Source organism: Colidextribacter sp. OB.20 (assembly GCF_009911595.1).
Classification (GTDB): Bacteria; Bacillota; Clostridia; order Oscillospirales; family Oscillospiraceae; genus Lawsonibacter.
On record NZ_QWKG01000083.1, the window covers coordinates 1 to 16,621 of the forward strand.

Sequence of the window (16,621 nt, forward strand, 5' to 3'; positions counted from 1 at the left end):
GTCAGCCAGTTCGAGGGCACCACCCAGTACACCGACGTGGGTGCCAACGACTACTACACTGGCTACATCAACCTGGCTACCCAGCTGGGCATCATCGGCGGCTACGGCGACGGCCGGTTCGGCCCCAACGACACCGTGACCACCGCTCAGGCCGCCCTGATGCTGTCCCGTGCCCTCGGTTACTTCAAGGGCAACGAGATCGCTCAGGCCACCGACTGGGCCCTGGCCTCCGTGGCTCAGGCGACCAAGATCAACATGTTCGGCAGCCTGAACCTGGCTACCAACGCCGAGCTGGCCCGTGACAACGTGGCCGAGATGGTCTTCAACACCATCACCAAGGCGGTTCCCGTGCAGTACAACGAGCTCCTCGGCGTGTACTACAACGAGAACAAGGGTATCGTGTACGCCCTGACCTTCTACTACACCGACACCCTGGGCTACAAGAACTTTGACCTGGTGTACCGCACCAACGTGACCACCGACTACGGCCGTCCCGGCATCACCTGGGGCACCGGCCGCTACAACGGCACCAGCGGTACCAGCAGCAGCGGCAACGACAACTACGGCCTGAACGAGGATGGCAGCCTGAAGCCCGAGCAGGTCAAGATGCTGGCTCAGGACGAGATCATCACCGTGGCCTACACCCCTGACTACATCTACACCGGCAACACCAAGCAGGACAAGGTCTACAAGGATCTGGGCAAGAATGTCTGCGACACCAAAGGCGACTATGACTGGGTCTACTACGTGGACGGCGACAAGAAGGATGGCTATGAGACTCCCGCCATTAACGAGGACGAGACCTGGGAGATGTCGAAGGACACCACTCTGGACCGGCGCTTCTCCGGCAACGGCGCTGTTACCGAGGTCTATGTGGACTCCGTGAACGAGGAAGTCCGTGTGGTCACCATCTGGAACTACATGGCTCAGGTTATGCGCGAGCGCGAGGACAAGGACGGCCGCTACATCGACGTACGCGTGGAGAAGTGCGGCTACGATCTGGACACCAAGTATTACACCGCCAACTTCGCTGAGGAAGACTACATCATCATCAACATCGACAACCACGAGCGCGACACCCGCAATAACGATGATGAGTACTTCATCCAGGACGCCTGTGAGACCGGCAAGGTCGAGGGCGACGTCAAGCAGGTCCGCAAGTGGACTGACAAGGACGGCGACAAGGATGGCGACTATGTTGTTCTGGACGACAGCAGCAAGAACACTTACTCCCTGACTAACTGGTTCGACCTGGAAGAGCTGAACGAAAACCACCCCGATCTGGACACCGCCTACCGGCTGTATCTGGATCCCAACGGCTTCGTGGTTGGCTTTGAGGCCACCGCAGACATCTCCCGGAACTACCTGTATGTCACCGATGCGCACGATGCTCTGGGCGTGACCGCCAAGGTGGTCTTTGCCGACGGCACCAGCGCCCGCATTGACGTGGACGACAAGTTCACCAACCACAAGCTTACCTCCAGCACCACCAACACCACCAGCAAGGACAAGGTTGAGGAGAGCGACCTGCTGTACGAGAATGCCTATCATGGACTCGATTCCGTTACTAGCGGAGACGGAAGTGTTATTGGTAAGGCCAGCGATTCCGACATCAACCAGCGCGTGTTCCGCTACAGCGTGGATAAGGACGGCACCTACACCCTGACTCAGCTGGGTGACAGCCGCGCCAGCATCGACGTCTATGTGGATGCCAAGTATCCCGTGGCGGACAACGGCACCGACAAGACCAAGACCATCACCAACGGCGCCGCCTACATCACCGCCGACGGCAACACCCGCTACATCGTGGACAAGAAGACCGCCTTCGTGGACGTTGAGGACAAGACCCTCTACACCGGCTTTGAGGAGGTTCCCAGCTACTACAACGCCAGCTTCTATGTGGTTGACGTGAAGAAAGACGGCGTGGCCGATGTGGTCTTCATCTTCGACGGCAAGGCTGTCAACGACAACAGCACCTACATCTTTGTCAGCGACTGGAAGGACTTCGTGTCTGAGAATAAGGACAAGACCGTCGCCATCCAGTGGAGCAGCTACATCGACGGCGACAAGGTCACTGACGGCCTGCGCATCGACTACGAGGAGTACAGAGGTGAGATTGCCGCCGGCAAGGGCGACGGCGGGCACGGAAACGGCCTGTATAAGGTGGACAACACCGACAAGGATGGCATCATCACCGACGTGACCTTCATTGGAGACCTGCGCAACTACAAGGCCACCTATGTGGGCAACAGCTCCTTCTACACCACTCAGACTCCTGTCGGCAGCGACGCCAAGGATACTCAGTGGATCGTGGACAAGGACACCATCTTTGTCACCGTGGACGAGGACAACGACAATGTTCGCCGCACCGTCGGTCCTCGGGGCCTGAAGGACATCGTCAAGGTCGCTGACGAGAAAAACAACGAGCGCATGACCTATGTCTATGTCGCCAAGTACAGCGACGACGGCAAGCTGGCTAAGCTGGTCTACATCCTTGAGGATATCAAGGGCACCAGCCAGAACACCGACATCTCCGGCGTGGCCACCGCCACCGGCGCCGATTTCAGCAACATCAAGCCCGGCGACACCGTGGTTTTCAAGGTTAATGCCAAAGCCGGCTACGAGAACGTGAAGGTCTTCTTCAACGGCGACGAGATCACCCCCGACGCCGAGGGCAACTACACCGTGAAGGTGCCCAGCAACGGCCGGTTCAATCTGACCGCCACCGCTGATAAGGTGAAATATGACCTGACTATCGACGCCACGAACGTCACTGTCACCGTGAAGGACGCCGACAACAAGGAGTACGTGAACGGCGACAAGGTGGCTTACGGCACCAAGCTGACCATCACCGCCACCAACGACAACGGCTGGACTGTGACCAAGAATGTTACTGGCCTGGACGAAGACAGCAAGGTCATTGGTGATGTGACCGTCACCGCCTCCGCCACCGATCCCAGCATCCCCGAGGGTGTGGTGATTACCTTCGACAAGGACGTCATGCGTGGCACCAAGAAGAGCCCCGCCAAGGTAGGCACCATTGAGTTCGAAGGGACTGCGCCCACCGAGGATCAGATCAACGCCGTGATTATCGCCAAGATGGAGTCCATGGGCTACGCCTATATTGGCTTCGCTGATGACGCTGGCAGTGGTAGTACGGAGGCCCACGTCTTCCAGAAGGGCAGCAATACGCCTGTCTACGTGGAGCTGTACAAAACGGCGAGTGGCGCCAAGCCCGTTGAGAAGATTGAGGTTACCCCCGAGAACCTCGATGAGGTGAAAGAGACCATTGCCGGCGGCACCAACGAGAACCCTGTGAAGGTCGTTGTCAACGAGAATGTTGACCTGAGCACCACTGCTATCGGAGCCGGCACCACCATCGAGGTTGCCGCTGACGCTACCGTCACCATCGGCGGTGCTGTGACCAGTGGCGCCAAGATCACCGGCGAGGGCGCCGTGGAGGTTACTGCGGATGCGACTGGCACCATCAAGGTCGATGTTCCCGTTGTGAACGCGACTGGGGCTATCAAGAGCATCATTGAGATTGCTGCTAACGCCGAGACCGAGGTTACCCTGGACGAGCAGCCTGAGGGCGGCAAGATCGTGGTCGGCAACAACGCCACCGTGACGATCAATGCTCCTGAGGCGGGCCTGCCCGCCAGCGCTGTTGAGTTTGGCGAGGGCGCTGATGTGACCATCGTTGGCGACCTGGTTCTGGCCAGCGCGAAGCGTGCGCGCACCGAAACTGCCTTGACCATCAGTGGCGAGGTCACTGTCACCGGCAAGGTCGGCGCGGGCGTCGCTGTTACCATCACCGCCACGGGCACCCTGACCGTCGAGGGCGAGGTTGAGGCCGACGCTCAGATTACCACCAAGTCTCAGAAGGGCTTCCAGGTTGGCGCGAGCACTAAGGTCAATGAGGCCATTACCCTGGCTCTGGATAACAAGAACGTTCAGCTGACTGATGTGACCAAGAATGTGGTCTACAAGATCGGCGAGCCCTATAGCTGGCCCTCCGATGTCAGCCCCAACACTGTGTTTGTCGCCTTTGACGTTCCCAAGAAGGCAGAAGGTGCCGAGACCGGAGCCAGCTGGCACGGCTATGTCACTGAGGATGGCAAATCCGAGAAGCTTTGGGATACCGAGAAAGCCGATCAGGATGGCGGAAAGTATCAGATGATGGGCTACTACTTCAGCCTGTCCGCTCCCTCCAGCGATGGGCAGGAAGTTACCCCCAACCCCATCACTAAGGGCGAGCACTATACTGTTACCATCGTGGACGGCTACGGTGAGACCCACAGCTGCGGCTTCACCGCCTGGGAAGGTGCCAGTGCCGGTGGTGCTGAAGAGTAAAACACAGCGATGAAAACCCAACCCCCGGGCGCAAGCCCGGGGGGCTTTTTACTCCCTTCGTCCCCCTTGCGGGAAAAGGAGGCTTTTGGGCGCACGCCTTCGGCCCTCTGCTATCGCAAAACCGCACCTTGACAAGGCCGGCGAAAGCTGGTATAGTATAGGCGAAGGGACTGCCGTTGAGCAGACGGTTCAGCCCTGGGAACTAGTTTCTAAAGGTATTAGAAACCGTCACCGGTCGGGGTGGCGGTTTCGCTTTACCTTGACTTGCAGCGTTACAGTATAGCCACGAGGATGAAATGTAACGGTAATTGTCAAAGGCACAGCACCTCACCCCCTTTCGAGGATGTGGCTAAACCGCCCGCGTCGTTCAACAGCAGCCCCTCCGCCCGGCGCTGGTGCGCCTGGCCAAAGCGGCGCTTTGGTTGAGGTCAGTATACCATAAATTCGACAGAATGTAAAGCAGGACCGGCCTTGACAAGACCGGCGGAAGCTGGTATAGTATAGGCGAAGGGACTGCCGTTGAGCAGACGGTTCAGCCCAGATTATGTGTTAGTTTCTTTAAAGTAAGAAACCGTCACCGTTCCGGGGTGGCGGTTTCACTTTACCTTGACCTGGAGCGTTACAATGTAACCGCGAAAGCGGAATGTAAACGTCATTGTCAACGGCATCGCGCCTCACCCCCTTTCGAGGATGTGGCTAAACCGCCCGCGTCGTTCAACAGCAGCCCCTCCGCCCGACGCTGGTGCGCCTGGCCAAAGCGGCGCTTTGGTTGAAGTCAGTATATCACGAATTTGACAAAATGTAAAGCAGGCCAGCCTCCTTGAGGCTGGTCTGCTCATTTTTTCAGGCCATAGACAGACATCCCGGACCCGGCGGCGAGTCCGCCGGCGTTTGGGGAGGCGAAAATAGAGAGGGACTTTATGCTGTCCCAGGTAATTTCCTCGAACACGGCCTCATACTGACCGCCGGACCAGGCTTTATTGGCGCCGGTGATTTTAGCGATGTAGGTGGAGTGGAGCGCGGTTTGGCTGTCGGGCCAGAGGGGGAACAGGCGGACGGTGCCGCCGCCCTGCGTGTTGGTCAGGTTGGCGAGATACATGGCGGAGATGGCGTTGTTGAAGGAATTATGGCTGGTAAATACTCTGGAGGAGGTGATGTCGTTGCAGACGAGCATGATGTAGCACGAGGATGACGTGGCGCTGGCGCCCCGAAAGACGATCTCCAGCTCCCGGTAGGCGCTGATGTTGGGGATGGCGATTTTGGCGGTCTGGCCGTCGGCGGTGGTGTACTTTTCTCCCAGCTTCACCCAGCAGTTTTCGCTCCGCAGGGCGGAGACATCAGAGCTGTGGGCGGATTTGTCCACCTTGCCGCTCTCCAGGGCGGAGATGCGGCTGACGGCGGAGTTCAGCGAGGTGGTGCTGGCCTTTTTGCTCAGGCTGGTGTTGATGGTGCTGACCGAGCTGCTCAGACTGTCCACCCGCCTGTCCACCCCCTTGACGGCGGCGTCGATTTTGGCGTTGTCGGCGTTGAAGTCCACCCGCTGGACCCGGTCCTCTGCGTCCCACTGGCTGAGCTGGTAGTTTGGTGTTGCGTTCATTGTCGTTCCTCCTTAAATTGTCTTGAGGACGGAAAAAGCCTCCTTTCGAAAGGAGGTGCCCCAGTTCGCAAACTGGGGCGGAGGATTGTGTTTCGCCGCAGGCGAAACGTGCGGAGCATATGCGGGCTTTGAGCCCTCTGTAGGGGCGGACATTGTCCGCCCGCTTTTTCGGACCCGGTCTGTTAACGGCGGGCGCACAATGTGCGCCCCTACATGCCAGGCGCAACCCTCGTTTACTCCGTATGTCCGCTTTGCGGACGCAATCCTCAGTCGGCTTCGCCGACAGCTCCTTTCACTGCGTAGCCGTTGGCGGCTTTGCCGCCTTACGGATGCGGCGTCCCCCTTGCGGGGAAAAGGAGCCTTTTTCCGCTCTCAATTACTGTGTGCAAGGAGGAAAAGTGGTACATTTGCATACATTTAATGGAAGTGAGGGAGAAGTGCGCCTAAAATCAGCCGCCCTGCCGGACCGCATTCCTTTACAGGTTGGAAAACACATCCATTTGCTTTTGCAGTTCCCCTACAATCTCCTGATTGGTTCCCATGCCGGCGGTGATGCCCGCCATATCATCCACCAGGACGCGGGTGCTGCCCGCGACGCCGGTAATGTCAGCGACCGCGCCGTCAATCGCGCCGGAAATACTGGAGATGGAGCCGGCAATGTTGTCCATTGCGGCCTTCAGCCTGATGGTTTTGTCATTGAAGGACTCCATAGCATGCCCCACATAGTCGGAATCCTCCCGGTACTGCTGCCCGGCCTGCACCGATCGCTCCAGCTGAGTCATAACAGCCTGGCTCAGGTACACGGCCAATTCCCGGGCACTCTCTGAGAGGTAATCCACCGCCCCGGTGACAACTCCGTTGATTCGCTGAATATTGTTGGCCGTTTCGGCGCAGGAATCGGCCAGCTGGCGGATCTCCTGCGCCACAATGGAAAACCCGGCTCCCGCCGTTCCCGCCCGGGCGGCCTCTATCGAGGCGTTGATGGCAATCAAATTGGTGGAGGCTGAAATGTCAAGAATTGCCTTGGTCAGAGCGCTGATCTGGTTAACATTTTGGCTTTTTTCAATGGCCTCATCCAAAAGGGACATGATCTTTGCGGTTTTCTCCTGGACCTCCTCTGTCTCCCTCCGGGCGGAGCGCTCCATCTCCTCCGCCCTGCTCCGCATCTCCGCAGAGTAGACGGTGATAGCGGAGCATTCCTCCGCCATATCCCGGGTGTCTGTCTGCGTCCCCGACGCGCTGCTGCTGATTGCCGAGGTGTTGGCGGCGATCTCCTCCAGCGCGGCGGAGAGCTGTTCGGCCAGGCCGGACAGGTCCTGGACGCTGCCGCTGGAGGTCTGTGTCCGCTGGCGGACATCGCTGACCACGCCGCTGATACGCTCAGAGCTGTCCTGAAGGGTATCTATCGCGTTATGGATGGGAGAAATTACATACTTCCGGATAATCCGGAAGGCCGCGGCCACCAGGAGCACGCCGGCAATCAGCGCGGCCGCGCTGATGACCAGCGAGGTGATGTAGACGAAGAACAAATGATTCCGTGCGGCCTCCGCCCGGCGGCTGACCGCGGCGTAGAGGTCGGCGACGTCCTGGTCCACAGCCCCGCTCCAGCGGGCCACATCCCCGTTGGCGGTGGCATAGGCCTCCTGGGTCTTGCTGTCGGCGCTGGCGCTCACCAGATCGACCAGGGCGTGCTGAAAGGCTTCGTAGTTCTGACAGAGGGACTGATAGCGCTCCCCATCCTCCTCCGCGACAAAGCTCTCATAGCCGGCCAGCATTTCGTCCAGAGAGGCCTCCTTCGCCTTGATCTCCTGGACAAGCCGGATCATGGTGGCGTGATCTGCGGCAACAATATGGGACAGCGCCAGCAGGTGAATGTCCATCATGGAGCGCCTGATCTCCTCCAGCTTTTCCTCACTGACCATATACTCATCCACAATGGTCTCCGCATTGGAATGAACGTTGTTGATACTGAAAACCGCCAGTACATTGGATAAAAATGCCACCAGTCCCAACAGGACGATGGGCAAAATTAAACGCTGCTGCAATGTCAGTCTGCCTCTCATGCGATTTCCTCCCAAGTGTCAATTTGGCTGCCGCCTACCGCGCGGCTACGCCCTCCGCCAGCCGGTCCAGCTGGGCCTGAAGTGAGGCGCCGGCCGGGTTTCCCGCCGCCATATTTAAGGCAAATTCGGATACCGGGTCCCAAAACTTCCCGCCTACCCGCTGGAGCTGGGAAAATTCCGACTGGGCCAGCAGGGCGGCGATAGCCGGAGAGGCCTGGACCTGCGGAGAATTTGCCGCGTTGATATTGGCCGGACCCTGTCCCCGCCGCTCAAAGCGCAGGCGCTGGCTCTCCTCGCTGGTAATCCACTCGGCCAGCCGCGCCGCCCACTCCGGATGCCTGGAATAGGCGTTTACGCCAATCAGCTTGCACCCGGAGAAGGAGGCCATCTGTACCTGTTTTCCCGCGCAGGTGTAGGTGGGCAGCTTGGCCGCTCCCGCAGCCTCTCCCCAGGCCTCCTGAATGGCGACCGCGTTCCAGACGCCGCTTACCCCGGCAATTACGGAGCCGTTCTGCACACCGGCCAGAAACTCCTGGTCGGTCATGTTGGCAAAGCCCGGGCTGGCCGCAATGGACAGCATGGCCTCAGCCACGTCCACACCGCGTATGTCCCCTTCCGCGCTGTTCCAGGTGCAGTAGTTGGTCAGACCGTCCTCGTTCAGGCCAACCGTCAGGCCGGTGTTGCCGAAAAAGGAGTAGACATACCAGGCGGAGGACCAGTCCATTGCCACCTGCCGCCCGGCCTGGGCGGCCAGCTCCAGCATCCGGTCCAGACTCTGAATATCCTCGTCGGAAAAATACGCTTTATTATAGTATAGAAAATACCCGTTGTCCGCAGTGAGCGGATAGGCGTAGAGCGTGCCTCCCACACTGGCCGCCTCTACTGCGGCGGAGAGACTGGCGCTTTGAATCCCGGCGCTGTCCTCAATGGGGTCCAGCCCCCCGGCGGCGGCCAGCGCGGCGACCTGATCGTCGGCAAAGGCGAACACGTCCGCTCCGCCCTCCAGGTCGCCCAGCAGCGCGTCCTTACAGCTGGATTCGCTCTGGGGCTGAAAGGTCATTTGAAAGCTGGCCTGGCCGGCATAGTGGGCCTGGAATGACGTAAAAAGCTCCTGAAGCAGCTCCTCGTCCTCCTCCGCGCCCCACACAGTCAGTTCAACGGTCTCTGCCTCTGTTTTCTGCTCGGGGGAAGGAGCTTCCTGACTGCCGCAGGCTGTCAGCAGGCCCGGCAGCAGAAAAACACACAGCAAAAGGAAACATGTTTTCTTCATCTGTAACCACCCTTCCAGTTGATTCCAGGATATTATACCACATGGCTGGCCGCGCTGGCAATAGTGTTACCGCAATCGCGGCCCGTCCGGGTTTGGACCCTGCGGAAGCGCGGCGGCTTTGCTCAGCCCAACTTCAATACGGCGAAGACCGGCGCGGCATTCAGCCGCGCCGGTCCTCGTTATCAATATTTTTCTCCGCTTACCAGGTGCGGGAGCCAATGGCACGGAACTGGGCCACAGTGGGCACATGGGAATTCAGGCCGCCATCCACCGTGATGACCTGACCGCTGACATAGGCGCTTTCATCAGAGCCGAAATAGACGCAGGCATGACCAATATCCTCGGGGCATCCATACCGATTGACCATGATATTGCTCAGGAAGATATCCTTTAATGCCTGGGGGATGCGGCTTTCGTTGTCCGGGGTGACAATCAGGCCCGGGCGGACACAGTTGCAGCGAATATTATCCTTTCCGTATTGCAGCGCCACAGATTTCGTCAGAGCGTCCACACCGGCCTTGGCGCAGGCGTAGGCGGTGGCGCCAAGGTCGCCGCCGCAGGCGGCCATGGAGCCGATGTTGACGATGGAGCCGCCCTGGGGGTTCTTGCGCATATGCGGCAGCACGCATTTCGTCACATAGAAGGGGCCCCGGATATCGCTGGCGAAAATATCGTCCCACATCTCCAGCGTCACCTCGTCCATCCGGCCGTCCTTCAGGCCCACGTTGGCCGCGTTGTTGACCAAAACATCAATCCGGCCATAGGTGCTGACTGTGTCCTCTACCAGCTTCTCAATGCTTTCGGGAATGGTGATGTCCATGGCGTGGAAGCTGGCCTTGCCCCCTTCCGCCGTAATAGCGTCTACTACGGTCTGGCCCTTCGCCTCCCGGCGCCCGCACACAATCACCTGGGCGCCCTCCGCGGCGTACAGCCGGGCGATGCCGACCCCGATGCCGCCGGTAGAGCCGGTGATAATGGCGACCTTGTCTTTTAACCTGTTCATAAGCAACCTCTTTTCTAAAATTTAGTGAATTTGCCGGTTTTTCTTAGTTTACTCGGTTGAAAAGCATCTGTCAAGAGGAACATGCAGGGGCGCAGACTGGCATCCGGCGTCATCAAACGGAGGGGAAAAAGGTTTTCCGATCAAGCTTGATTTTCCCGGAAACTTCATTTACAATAGAATCCACAGGCCGCGAAAGACTTGATGACAGAACAGGAGGAGCATTGACATGCAGAAACGCATTTTAGTAGTGGATGACGATGACATGAATCTGGCCCGGACGCAGATTATTCTGGAGGAAGACTATGAGGTTGTGCTGGCGGAATCAGGGATACGGGCGCTGAGTATTTTAAAAAGCCAGAAAATTGACCTGGTTCTTCTGGATATTGATATGCCGTTGATGAACGGAATGGAGACCTTTGAGCGCATGAAAGAGTTTGCCGCAGACATCCCCGTTATTTTCCTGACGGCGTCGGGAGAGGTGGAGGACGTGGTGGGTGCGCTGCTGCTGGGCGCGGCGGATTACCTGAAAAAGCCTTACCCGCCTCAGGAGCTCCTGAAACGGGTTGCGCAGGAGTTTGAGAAAAAATGAGGGCGGGGGAACAGACAAGCAGGCACCTGCTGCTGGCCGTGATTACCACGGTGTTCGGTGGAGCGCTGGGCCTGATTACAGTGGTCATGGCCTGGGAGCTTTGGACCATTCCTCTGATGGCGGCAGGCTGCTTCAGCGTATGGCTTTTACATATTGCGGAGATTGGCTCGGACACATTTTATGAAAGCTGCTGCGCCGGATTGATGCTGCTGGAGTTCTTTTTCTTCAGCGTGCATGAATCCAGCCTCTATGACATACCCGCCGTAGCCTGCATTCTGATTCTCGCCCTGTTCATGCTGAATAAAAGGTGGGTCCTGTATGTGCTTGTGGCGCTCTATGCGCTGGCGCTGGCATATCATGTTCTGATTCTTCACACGGTTTCCTTTCACATTGGGTTCCGGAACGGCCTCCGTCTGGAGCTGGGGGCAGCTGTGACTCTTGGAGCGGCGGCGCTGGCAGGATACTGGATCAAGCAGCGCAGCATCCAGCGGAAATGGTATAACCGCGTGTTTGCCGAGCTGGAGGCCTCAGGAAAACAGAACGCCGTTTTTCTATCCAACGTGTCCCATGAGCTCCGCACACCCATTAATATGGTAATTGGAATCAGTGAAGTGGCGCTGGGAAAGGAACTCACTCCGGATATTCGGGCGGATATGAATTCCATCAAGCTGGCCGGAGAGCGCCTGTCCAGCCAGATCAGCAAGATGCTGGACTATACAGAGATCGTGGAGGGCACCCTGACTCCCGCGAAGGAGCCGTATATGATTACCTCGGTGCTGAACGATGTGATCACGAACACCGCTCTGCAGAGCAACCAGCAGCATTTGGAGGTCGTATTCGATATTGACCCGAGGATGCCGGCCGTCCTGGTTGGAGACGCGGAGAAGATCTCCCATGTCCTCAAAATTCTGGTGGAGAACTCCATCAAATTTACAGAGGAGGGCGGCGTCAATGTCCGTATTGGTTGCCGTCAGGAGAGCTATGGCGTCAATTTAATGATCGACATCCGTGATACGGGCATCGGGATGACGGATTCTCAGATGCTGCAAATGTATGACGACTTCTACCAGGCGGATTCCGGAAGCAGCCGCCTGGTGGGCGGGCTCGGCCTGGGGCTCCCCATCGCCCGGGGGCTTTTGAACGCCATGGGCGGCTTTATCCACTTTGAGAACAAGGGACAGCAGGGACTGCACGCCCACATCGTAATCCCCCAGGGCGTGGCGGACAGCCAGTCGTGCATTGTGCTCAACCGGGCAGATCAGGTATGTGTCGCGTGCTATTTCAAGCCGGAGCGATACAGCTGTGACGAGGTCCGGGGATATTACGACAGCCTGATCCGGAACCTGCTGGAGGGACTTGCCATCCACGGGTATCAGACCCACAGTTTTGAGGGACTGCTTAAGCTGCAGCGCAATTACAGCCTGACCCATGTGTTCATAGCCCAGTCGGAATATGAGGAGGACCGGGCGTATTATGAGGAGCTGGCTGCCACGCTCCGGGTCGTTGTCATTGCCGAGAAGGATTTCGTGCTGGACAGCAGGAGCGGGCTGCAAATTATGCATAAGCCCTTTTCCGCTCTCTCCGTGGCCAACCTGCTGAACGGTGACCTGGACGCCCGGGGCTTTGCCGAGGCCCAGGCCGCCGGGCGGAAGCCCTTTACCTGTCCGGGCGTGCGGGCGCTGGCCGTGGACGATGAGGAGATGAACCTGGTGGTGGCCAGAGGGGTGCTGGGGAGCTATGGCATCGAGGTGGATACCTGCCTGAGCGGAAAGGAGGCCGTGGCCCGGTGCGGCAGCGCCTCCTATGACATCATCTTCCTGGATCATATGATGCCGGGCTTTGACGGCGTGCAGACGCTGAAAAGAATCCGTGAGATTCAGGACGGCGCCTATCAGGAGCTGCCGGTGATCGCGCTGACCGCGAATACCGTCAGCGGCGCCAGGGAGATGTTCCGCAGCGAGGGCTTTACAGAATTTGTCCCCAAACCTATTGAACGCACCGTTTTGGAGCGGGTGCTGCGCAGAGTGCTGCCCAACCGCTGTATCCAGTACAGCGAGGGGCCGGAGGGCGTGTCCTCGGGCGCCCCGCAGGCTGTTCCGGCGGAGGAGAAACCGGAGGCGCCGGACAGCGCCCCGGAGGCAGCGGTTCGGGAGGAGTCCGGCTCCGGGGAGGCGCCTGTGGACGAGACGGCGCTTCTCTATGACCGGCTGGCCCGGGCCGGCATCAATGTGGAGCTGGGACTGAATTACTGCGGCGGGGACGGGAGCTTTTTCCGTAAAATGCTGCGGATGTTCCACGCCGGGAGCGGGAATAAAAAGGCGGAAATCATCGCTCTGTACGAGGCCGCCAACTGGACGGATTACGCGATCAAGGTCCACTCCCTCAAAAGCACCTCCCTGACCATCGGCGCGGAGGCCCTCTCCGCCCAGGCGAAGGAGCTGGAGCTGGCCGGAAAACGGGGGGACGAGGACTTTATCCGGTCAAATCACCCGGCGCTGATGGACGCCTACGACGCGATCTGCGCGCTGCTTGCCGAAGTATAGCCATGTATTCAAACCCATATTGAAAGGAGAGGGAGCCTGCGTGATCAAAAAGTGGTTTGACATCCTCTATGACCATAAGATCAGCCTGCGTGAGCGCATGTTCCGTATTGTGACAGCGATCTGCATGGTGGCGCTGATTTTCACCCTGCCTATGGGCAGAAGCGCCCTGAATATTGTGATTTTGCTCATAAGCCTCACGGCTATCGCGCTGATTGTGCGGCTCAGTATTCGGAACGACCGTGTCCAGACGGGGGCTACGGCCATTGTAGTGCTGCTGCTGGCCCTGTTTCCCTTTACATTTTTCAGCGCGGGCGGATTTTACAGCGGGGTGCCGGAGTGGTTTGTGCTCTGCTTTATCTATGTCTGCATCACCCTGCAGGGCAGGCGTATGGCTGTGTTTTTCACGCTGTGCGCAGCGGAGACGCTGCTCTGCTATGGCATCGCCTTCTATTACCCGGAGCTGGCTGTCATAAACACCCAGGAGCGCTCCTTCTTTGACTCCGCGTTCTCCATGGTTATGGTCGGGCTGCTCACCAGCGTGCTGCTTATGTTCCTGAACCGGATGTATGAGGAGGAGAACGCCCTGACCCAGCAGCAAAAAAAGGAGATCGAGGAGCTGAACCAGGCGGAGAACCATTTCTTTTCCAGCATGAGCCATGAGATCCGCACGCCCATCAACACCATTATAGGCCTGAATGAAATCACACTCCGGGGCGACATTCCGGACGAGGTGGCGGAGAACGCCAGAAATATCCAGGGGGCCAGCAAGCTGCTGCTCACCCTGATTAACGATATTCTGGACATATCCAAGATCAAGTCCGGAAAGATGGAGATTATCAACGCGTCTTATGAGACCGGAACGCTTTTCTCAGAGATTGTCAACATGATCTGGATCAAGGCCCGGGAGAAGGGGCTGGAATTTAAGCTCCATATCGACCCATCCATTCCCAGCATGCTCTGCGGAGACGAGGTGCGCATCAAGCAGATTTTGATCAATCTGCTGAATAACGCAGTGAAATACACCAGCGAGGGCTCCGTCACCCTTTCGATCCGCTGCGAGCGGCAGGGGATCAACCGGGTGAGGGTATGGTATTCGGTGGAGGATACAGGGCAGGGAGTCAAAAAGGAAAATATCCCCTACCTGTTTAACGCCTTCCGGCGGGTGGACGAGGAGAAAAACCGTCACATCGAGGGGACCGGGCTGGGCCTCAGCATTGTCAAACAGCTGGTGGAGCTGATGGGCGGGGAGATCAGTGTAAACAGCGTCTATACCAAGGGATCGAAGTTTATTGTCACCCTGGACCAGGATATTGTGGACGAAAAGGAGCTGGGGACCTTTACGCTGGACTCCCGGGCAAAGCTGCATGACGGGGAGACATACCGGCAGAGCTTCGAGGCGCCGGACGCCCATATCCTGGTGGTGGACGACAACGACATGAACCTGATGGTGGTGACCAAGCTGCTTTCCGCCACAAAAATTCAGATCGACACCGCGTCCAGCGGGGCGGAATGCCTGAAGCTGACCCAAAACCACCGCTACGACTGCATTTTGATGGACCATCTGATGCCGGAGATGGACGGAATCGAGTGCCTCCACGCGCTGCGCGCACAGCCGGGCGGGCTGTGTCAGGATGTACCCGTGGTGGCCCTGACCGCCAACGCGGGCAGCGACAACCAGCTGCTTTACCGGAAGGAGGGGTTCAGCAATTACCTGGCCAAGCCGGTGAGCGGCGCACTGCTGGAGGCGGCCGTGCTGAACATTCTGCCCAGGGAGCTGGTGCGGCAGTGCGAGGATGCCGGGCAGTCGGAGCCGGAGCAGGGCATCCTGATTTTTGACCAGGCGAAAAGGCGGTCCGTCCTGATTACAGCAGACAGCGTGTGCGACCTCCCTGAGTCCCTGAGAAAAGAATTTGGCATATCCATATGCCCCTACTACATCTGTACGGAGGAGGGCCGTTTTCTGGACGGTCAGGAGCTGGGCGCGGATGAGCTGCTGGAGCACATCGCCAAGGGCCGGAAGGGATATTCCCAGCCGCCTGAGGTGGAGGACTATGAGCGTTTTTTTGCGGAGAAGCTGACAGAGGCGCAGAACGTGATTCATATCACAATGGCGAAGCACGTCAGTGCCGGCTATGAAAACGCCCTTGAGGCGGCAAAATCCTTTGATAATGTCACCGTAATAGACTCCGGGTATCTGTCCAGCAGTCTGGGGCTGGCGGTGCTGCGCGCAGCCTATCTGGCGGAGCGCCATGCCACCAGGGCGGAAATCACCGCGGCCGTAAAACGGATGGAACGGTTTATCTCCTCCGCCTTTATCATCAACAACACCCATACGATGTGCCAGTCCGGACGAATTTCAAAACGGATACAGGTGCTCTGCGACGCGCTGCTTCTGCACCCGATTCTTGTGCTGAAAAAAAGCAAGATGGTGGTAAGCAGTATGGAGATGGGCAGCTTTTCCAATGTGATGAAAAAATATGTCAAAAAAGTGCTGCAGGAGACCAAAACCATTGACCGAAGCACCCTGTTTATCACCTATTCCGGCCTGGACAGAGAAAAGCTCCAGTATGTTCAGGATTTAGTGGAGCAGTACTGCTCCTTTGAGCGGGTCTATCTGCAAAAGGCCTCCGCCGCTGTTGCGTGCAACTGCGGGCCGGGGTCATTCGGGTTGTTCTTTATGAGAAAGGATGAAGCGGCCACAGATGCTGTTCAGCCAGAAAAGCAGGATGGAGCGGCGTAATCAGTGCGGGCTCCTGTATTGAGACGCCCTACCGGGACAGGTGTGGACCTTGTAGGACAGTTCATGGAGTTTATCTTAGCTCGACAAAAGAAACTGTCTTGGGGAAGATATAAAAAATTCTCTAAAGCTTTGCAGCTCTAGAGAATAGGTTTGGTGCCGGTGACCGGACTCGAACCGGTACGCTGTCGCCAGCGGTGGATTTTGAGTCCACTACGTCTACCAATTCCATCACACCGGCAGGTGCGAGGGTTATTATACACGAAGTTTTCTCCCTTGGCAAGAGTGAAATTGAGGTTTGGGCAAAAAAGCGTGTAGAGATACAATAGATGTTGGATGGTAGAGGTCCAAAGTTGAGTTGCTACATAAAATGGTATTTATCATCCTTTGTCTACCAAAAGTCTACCAAAAAAGCCGCCGGGCTCCTGCGCCGCAGAGCCCGGCGGCTTTTTCGTTTTCCGGGACA

8 protein-coding genes and 1 tRNA gene are annotated in these 16,621 nt (G+C 57.9%); 4 read left to right on the forward strand and 5 right to left on the reverse strand.

Annotated features, from left to right (window positions below; genetic code table 11):
* A partial coding sequence (locus tag D1641_RS16805) for an S-layer homology domain-containing protein (protein WP_160667750.1) occupies positions 1 to 4,353 on the forward strand: 4,353 nt, incomplete at its 5' end.
* 835 nt (positions 4,354 to 5,188) lie between these two features.
* Here D1641_RS16805 and D1641_RS16810 read toward each other — a convergent pair.
* From D1641_RS16810 to D1641_RS16825, 4 genes are all read right to left on the reverse strand, one after another.
* Entirely contained in the window at positions 5,189 to 5,950 is a 762-nt protein-coding gene (locus D1641_RS16810; RefSeq protein WP_160667752.1) for a hypothetical protein, read from the reverse strand.
* Between the two features lie 476 nt (positions 5,951 to 6,426).
* Complete coding sequence (locus tag D1641_RS16815) at positions 6,427 to 8,013, reverse strand: methyl-accepting chemotaxis protein (RefSeq protein WP_160667754.1); 1,587 nt, start codon at positions 8,011 to 8,013, stop codon at positions 6,427 to 6,429.
* A 34-nt stretch (positions 8,014 to 8,047) separates the two neighbouring features.
* Positions 8,048 to 9,283, reverse strand: coding sequence for an extracellular solute-binding protein (locus tag D1641_RS16820; RefSeq protein WP_160667756.1), 1,236 nt, complete (start codon positions 9,281 to 9,283; stop codon positions 8,048 to 8,050).
* Between the two features lie 199 nt (positions 9,284 to 9,482).
* Positions 9,483 to 10,286, reverse strand: a complete 804-nt coding sequence (locus D1641_RS16825) for an SDR family NAD(P)-dependent oxidoreductase (protein WP_160667758.1) — start codon at positions 10,284 to 10,286, stop codon at positions 9,483 to 9,485.
* A 226-nt stretch (positions 10,287 to 10,512) separates the two neighbouring features.
* Here D1641_RS16825 and D1641_RS16830 point away from each other — a divergent pair, with 226 nt between their 5' ends.
* The 3 genes from D1641_RS16830 to D1641_RS16840 are packed head-to-tail and all read left to right on the forward strand — an operon-like array spanning position 10,513 to position 16,158.
* Complete coding sequence (locus D1641_RS16830) at positions 10,513 to 10,875, forward strand: response regulator (RefSeq protein ID WP_160667760.1); 363 nt, start codon at positions 10,513 to 10,515, stop codon at positions 10,873 to 10,875.
* Positions 10,872 to 13,418 (forward strand): response regulator, encoded by a 2,547-nt coding sequence (locus D1641_RS19780; protein WP_160667762.1) that lies wholly within the window; start codon positions 10,872 to 10,874, stop codon positions 13,416 to 13,418. Before D1641_RS16830 ends, D1641_RS19780 begins: the two co-directional genes overlap by 4 nt.
* A 40-nt stretch (positions 13,419 to 13,458) precedes the next feature.
* Positions 13,459 to 16,158 (forward strand): DegV family protein, encoded by a 2,700-nt coding sequence (locus tag D1641_RS16840; RefSeq protein ID WP_160667764.1) that lies wholly within the window; start codon positions 13,459 to 13,461, stop codon positions 16,156 to 16,158.
* A gap of 151 nt (positions 16,159 to 16,309) precedes the next feature.
* On the opposite strand, the gene D1641_RS16845 is transcribed toward D1641_RS16840, so the two are convergent.
* Positions 16,310 to 16,396, reverse strand: a tRNA-Leu gene (locus D1641_RS16845).
* Positions 16,397 to 16,621 lie beyond the last annotated feature (225 nt).

Bases quoted from the DNA above. Each gene is read 5' to 3' on its own strand.
- D1641_RS19780 (WP_160667762.1), top strand. From the start codon at position 10,872: ATGAGGGCGGGGGAACAGACAAGCAGGCACCTGCTGCTGGCCGTGATT.
- D1641_RS16820 (WP_160667756.1), bottom strand. From the start codon at position 9,283: ATGAAGAAAACATGTTTCCTTTTGCTGTGTGTTTTTCTGCTGCCGGGC.
- D1641_RS16830 (WP_160667760.1), top strand. From the start codon at position 10,513: ATGCAGAAACGCATTTTAGTAGTGGATGACGATGACATGAATCTGGCC.
- D1641_RS16825 (WP_160667758.1), bottom strand. From the start codon at position 10,286: ATGAACAGGTTAAAAGACAAGGTCGCCATTATCACCGGCTCTACCGGC.
- D1641_RS16815 (WP_160667754.1), bottom strand. From the start codon at position 8,013: ATGAGAGGCAGACTGACATTGCAGCAGCGTTTAATTTTGCCCATCGTC.
- D1641_RS16810 (WP_160667752.1), bottom strand. From the start codon at position 5,950: ATGAACGCAACACCAAACTACCAGCTCAGCCAGTGGGACGCAGAGGAC.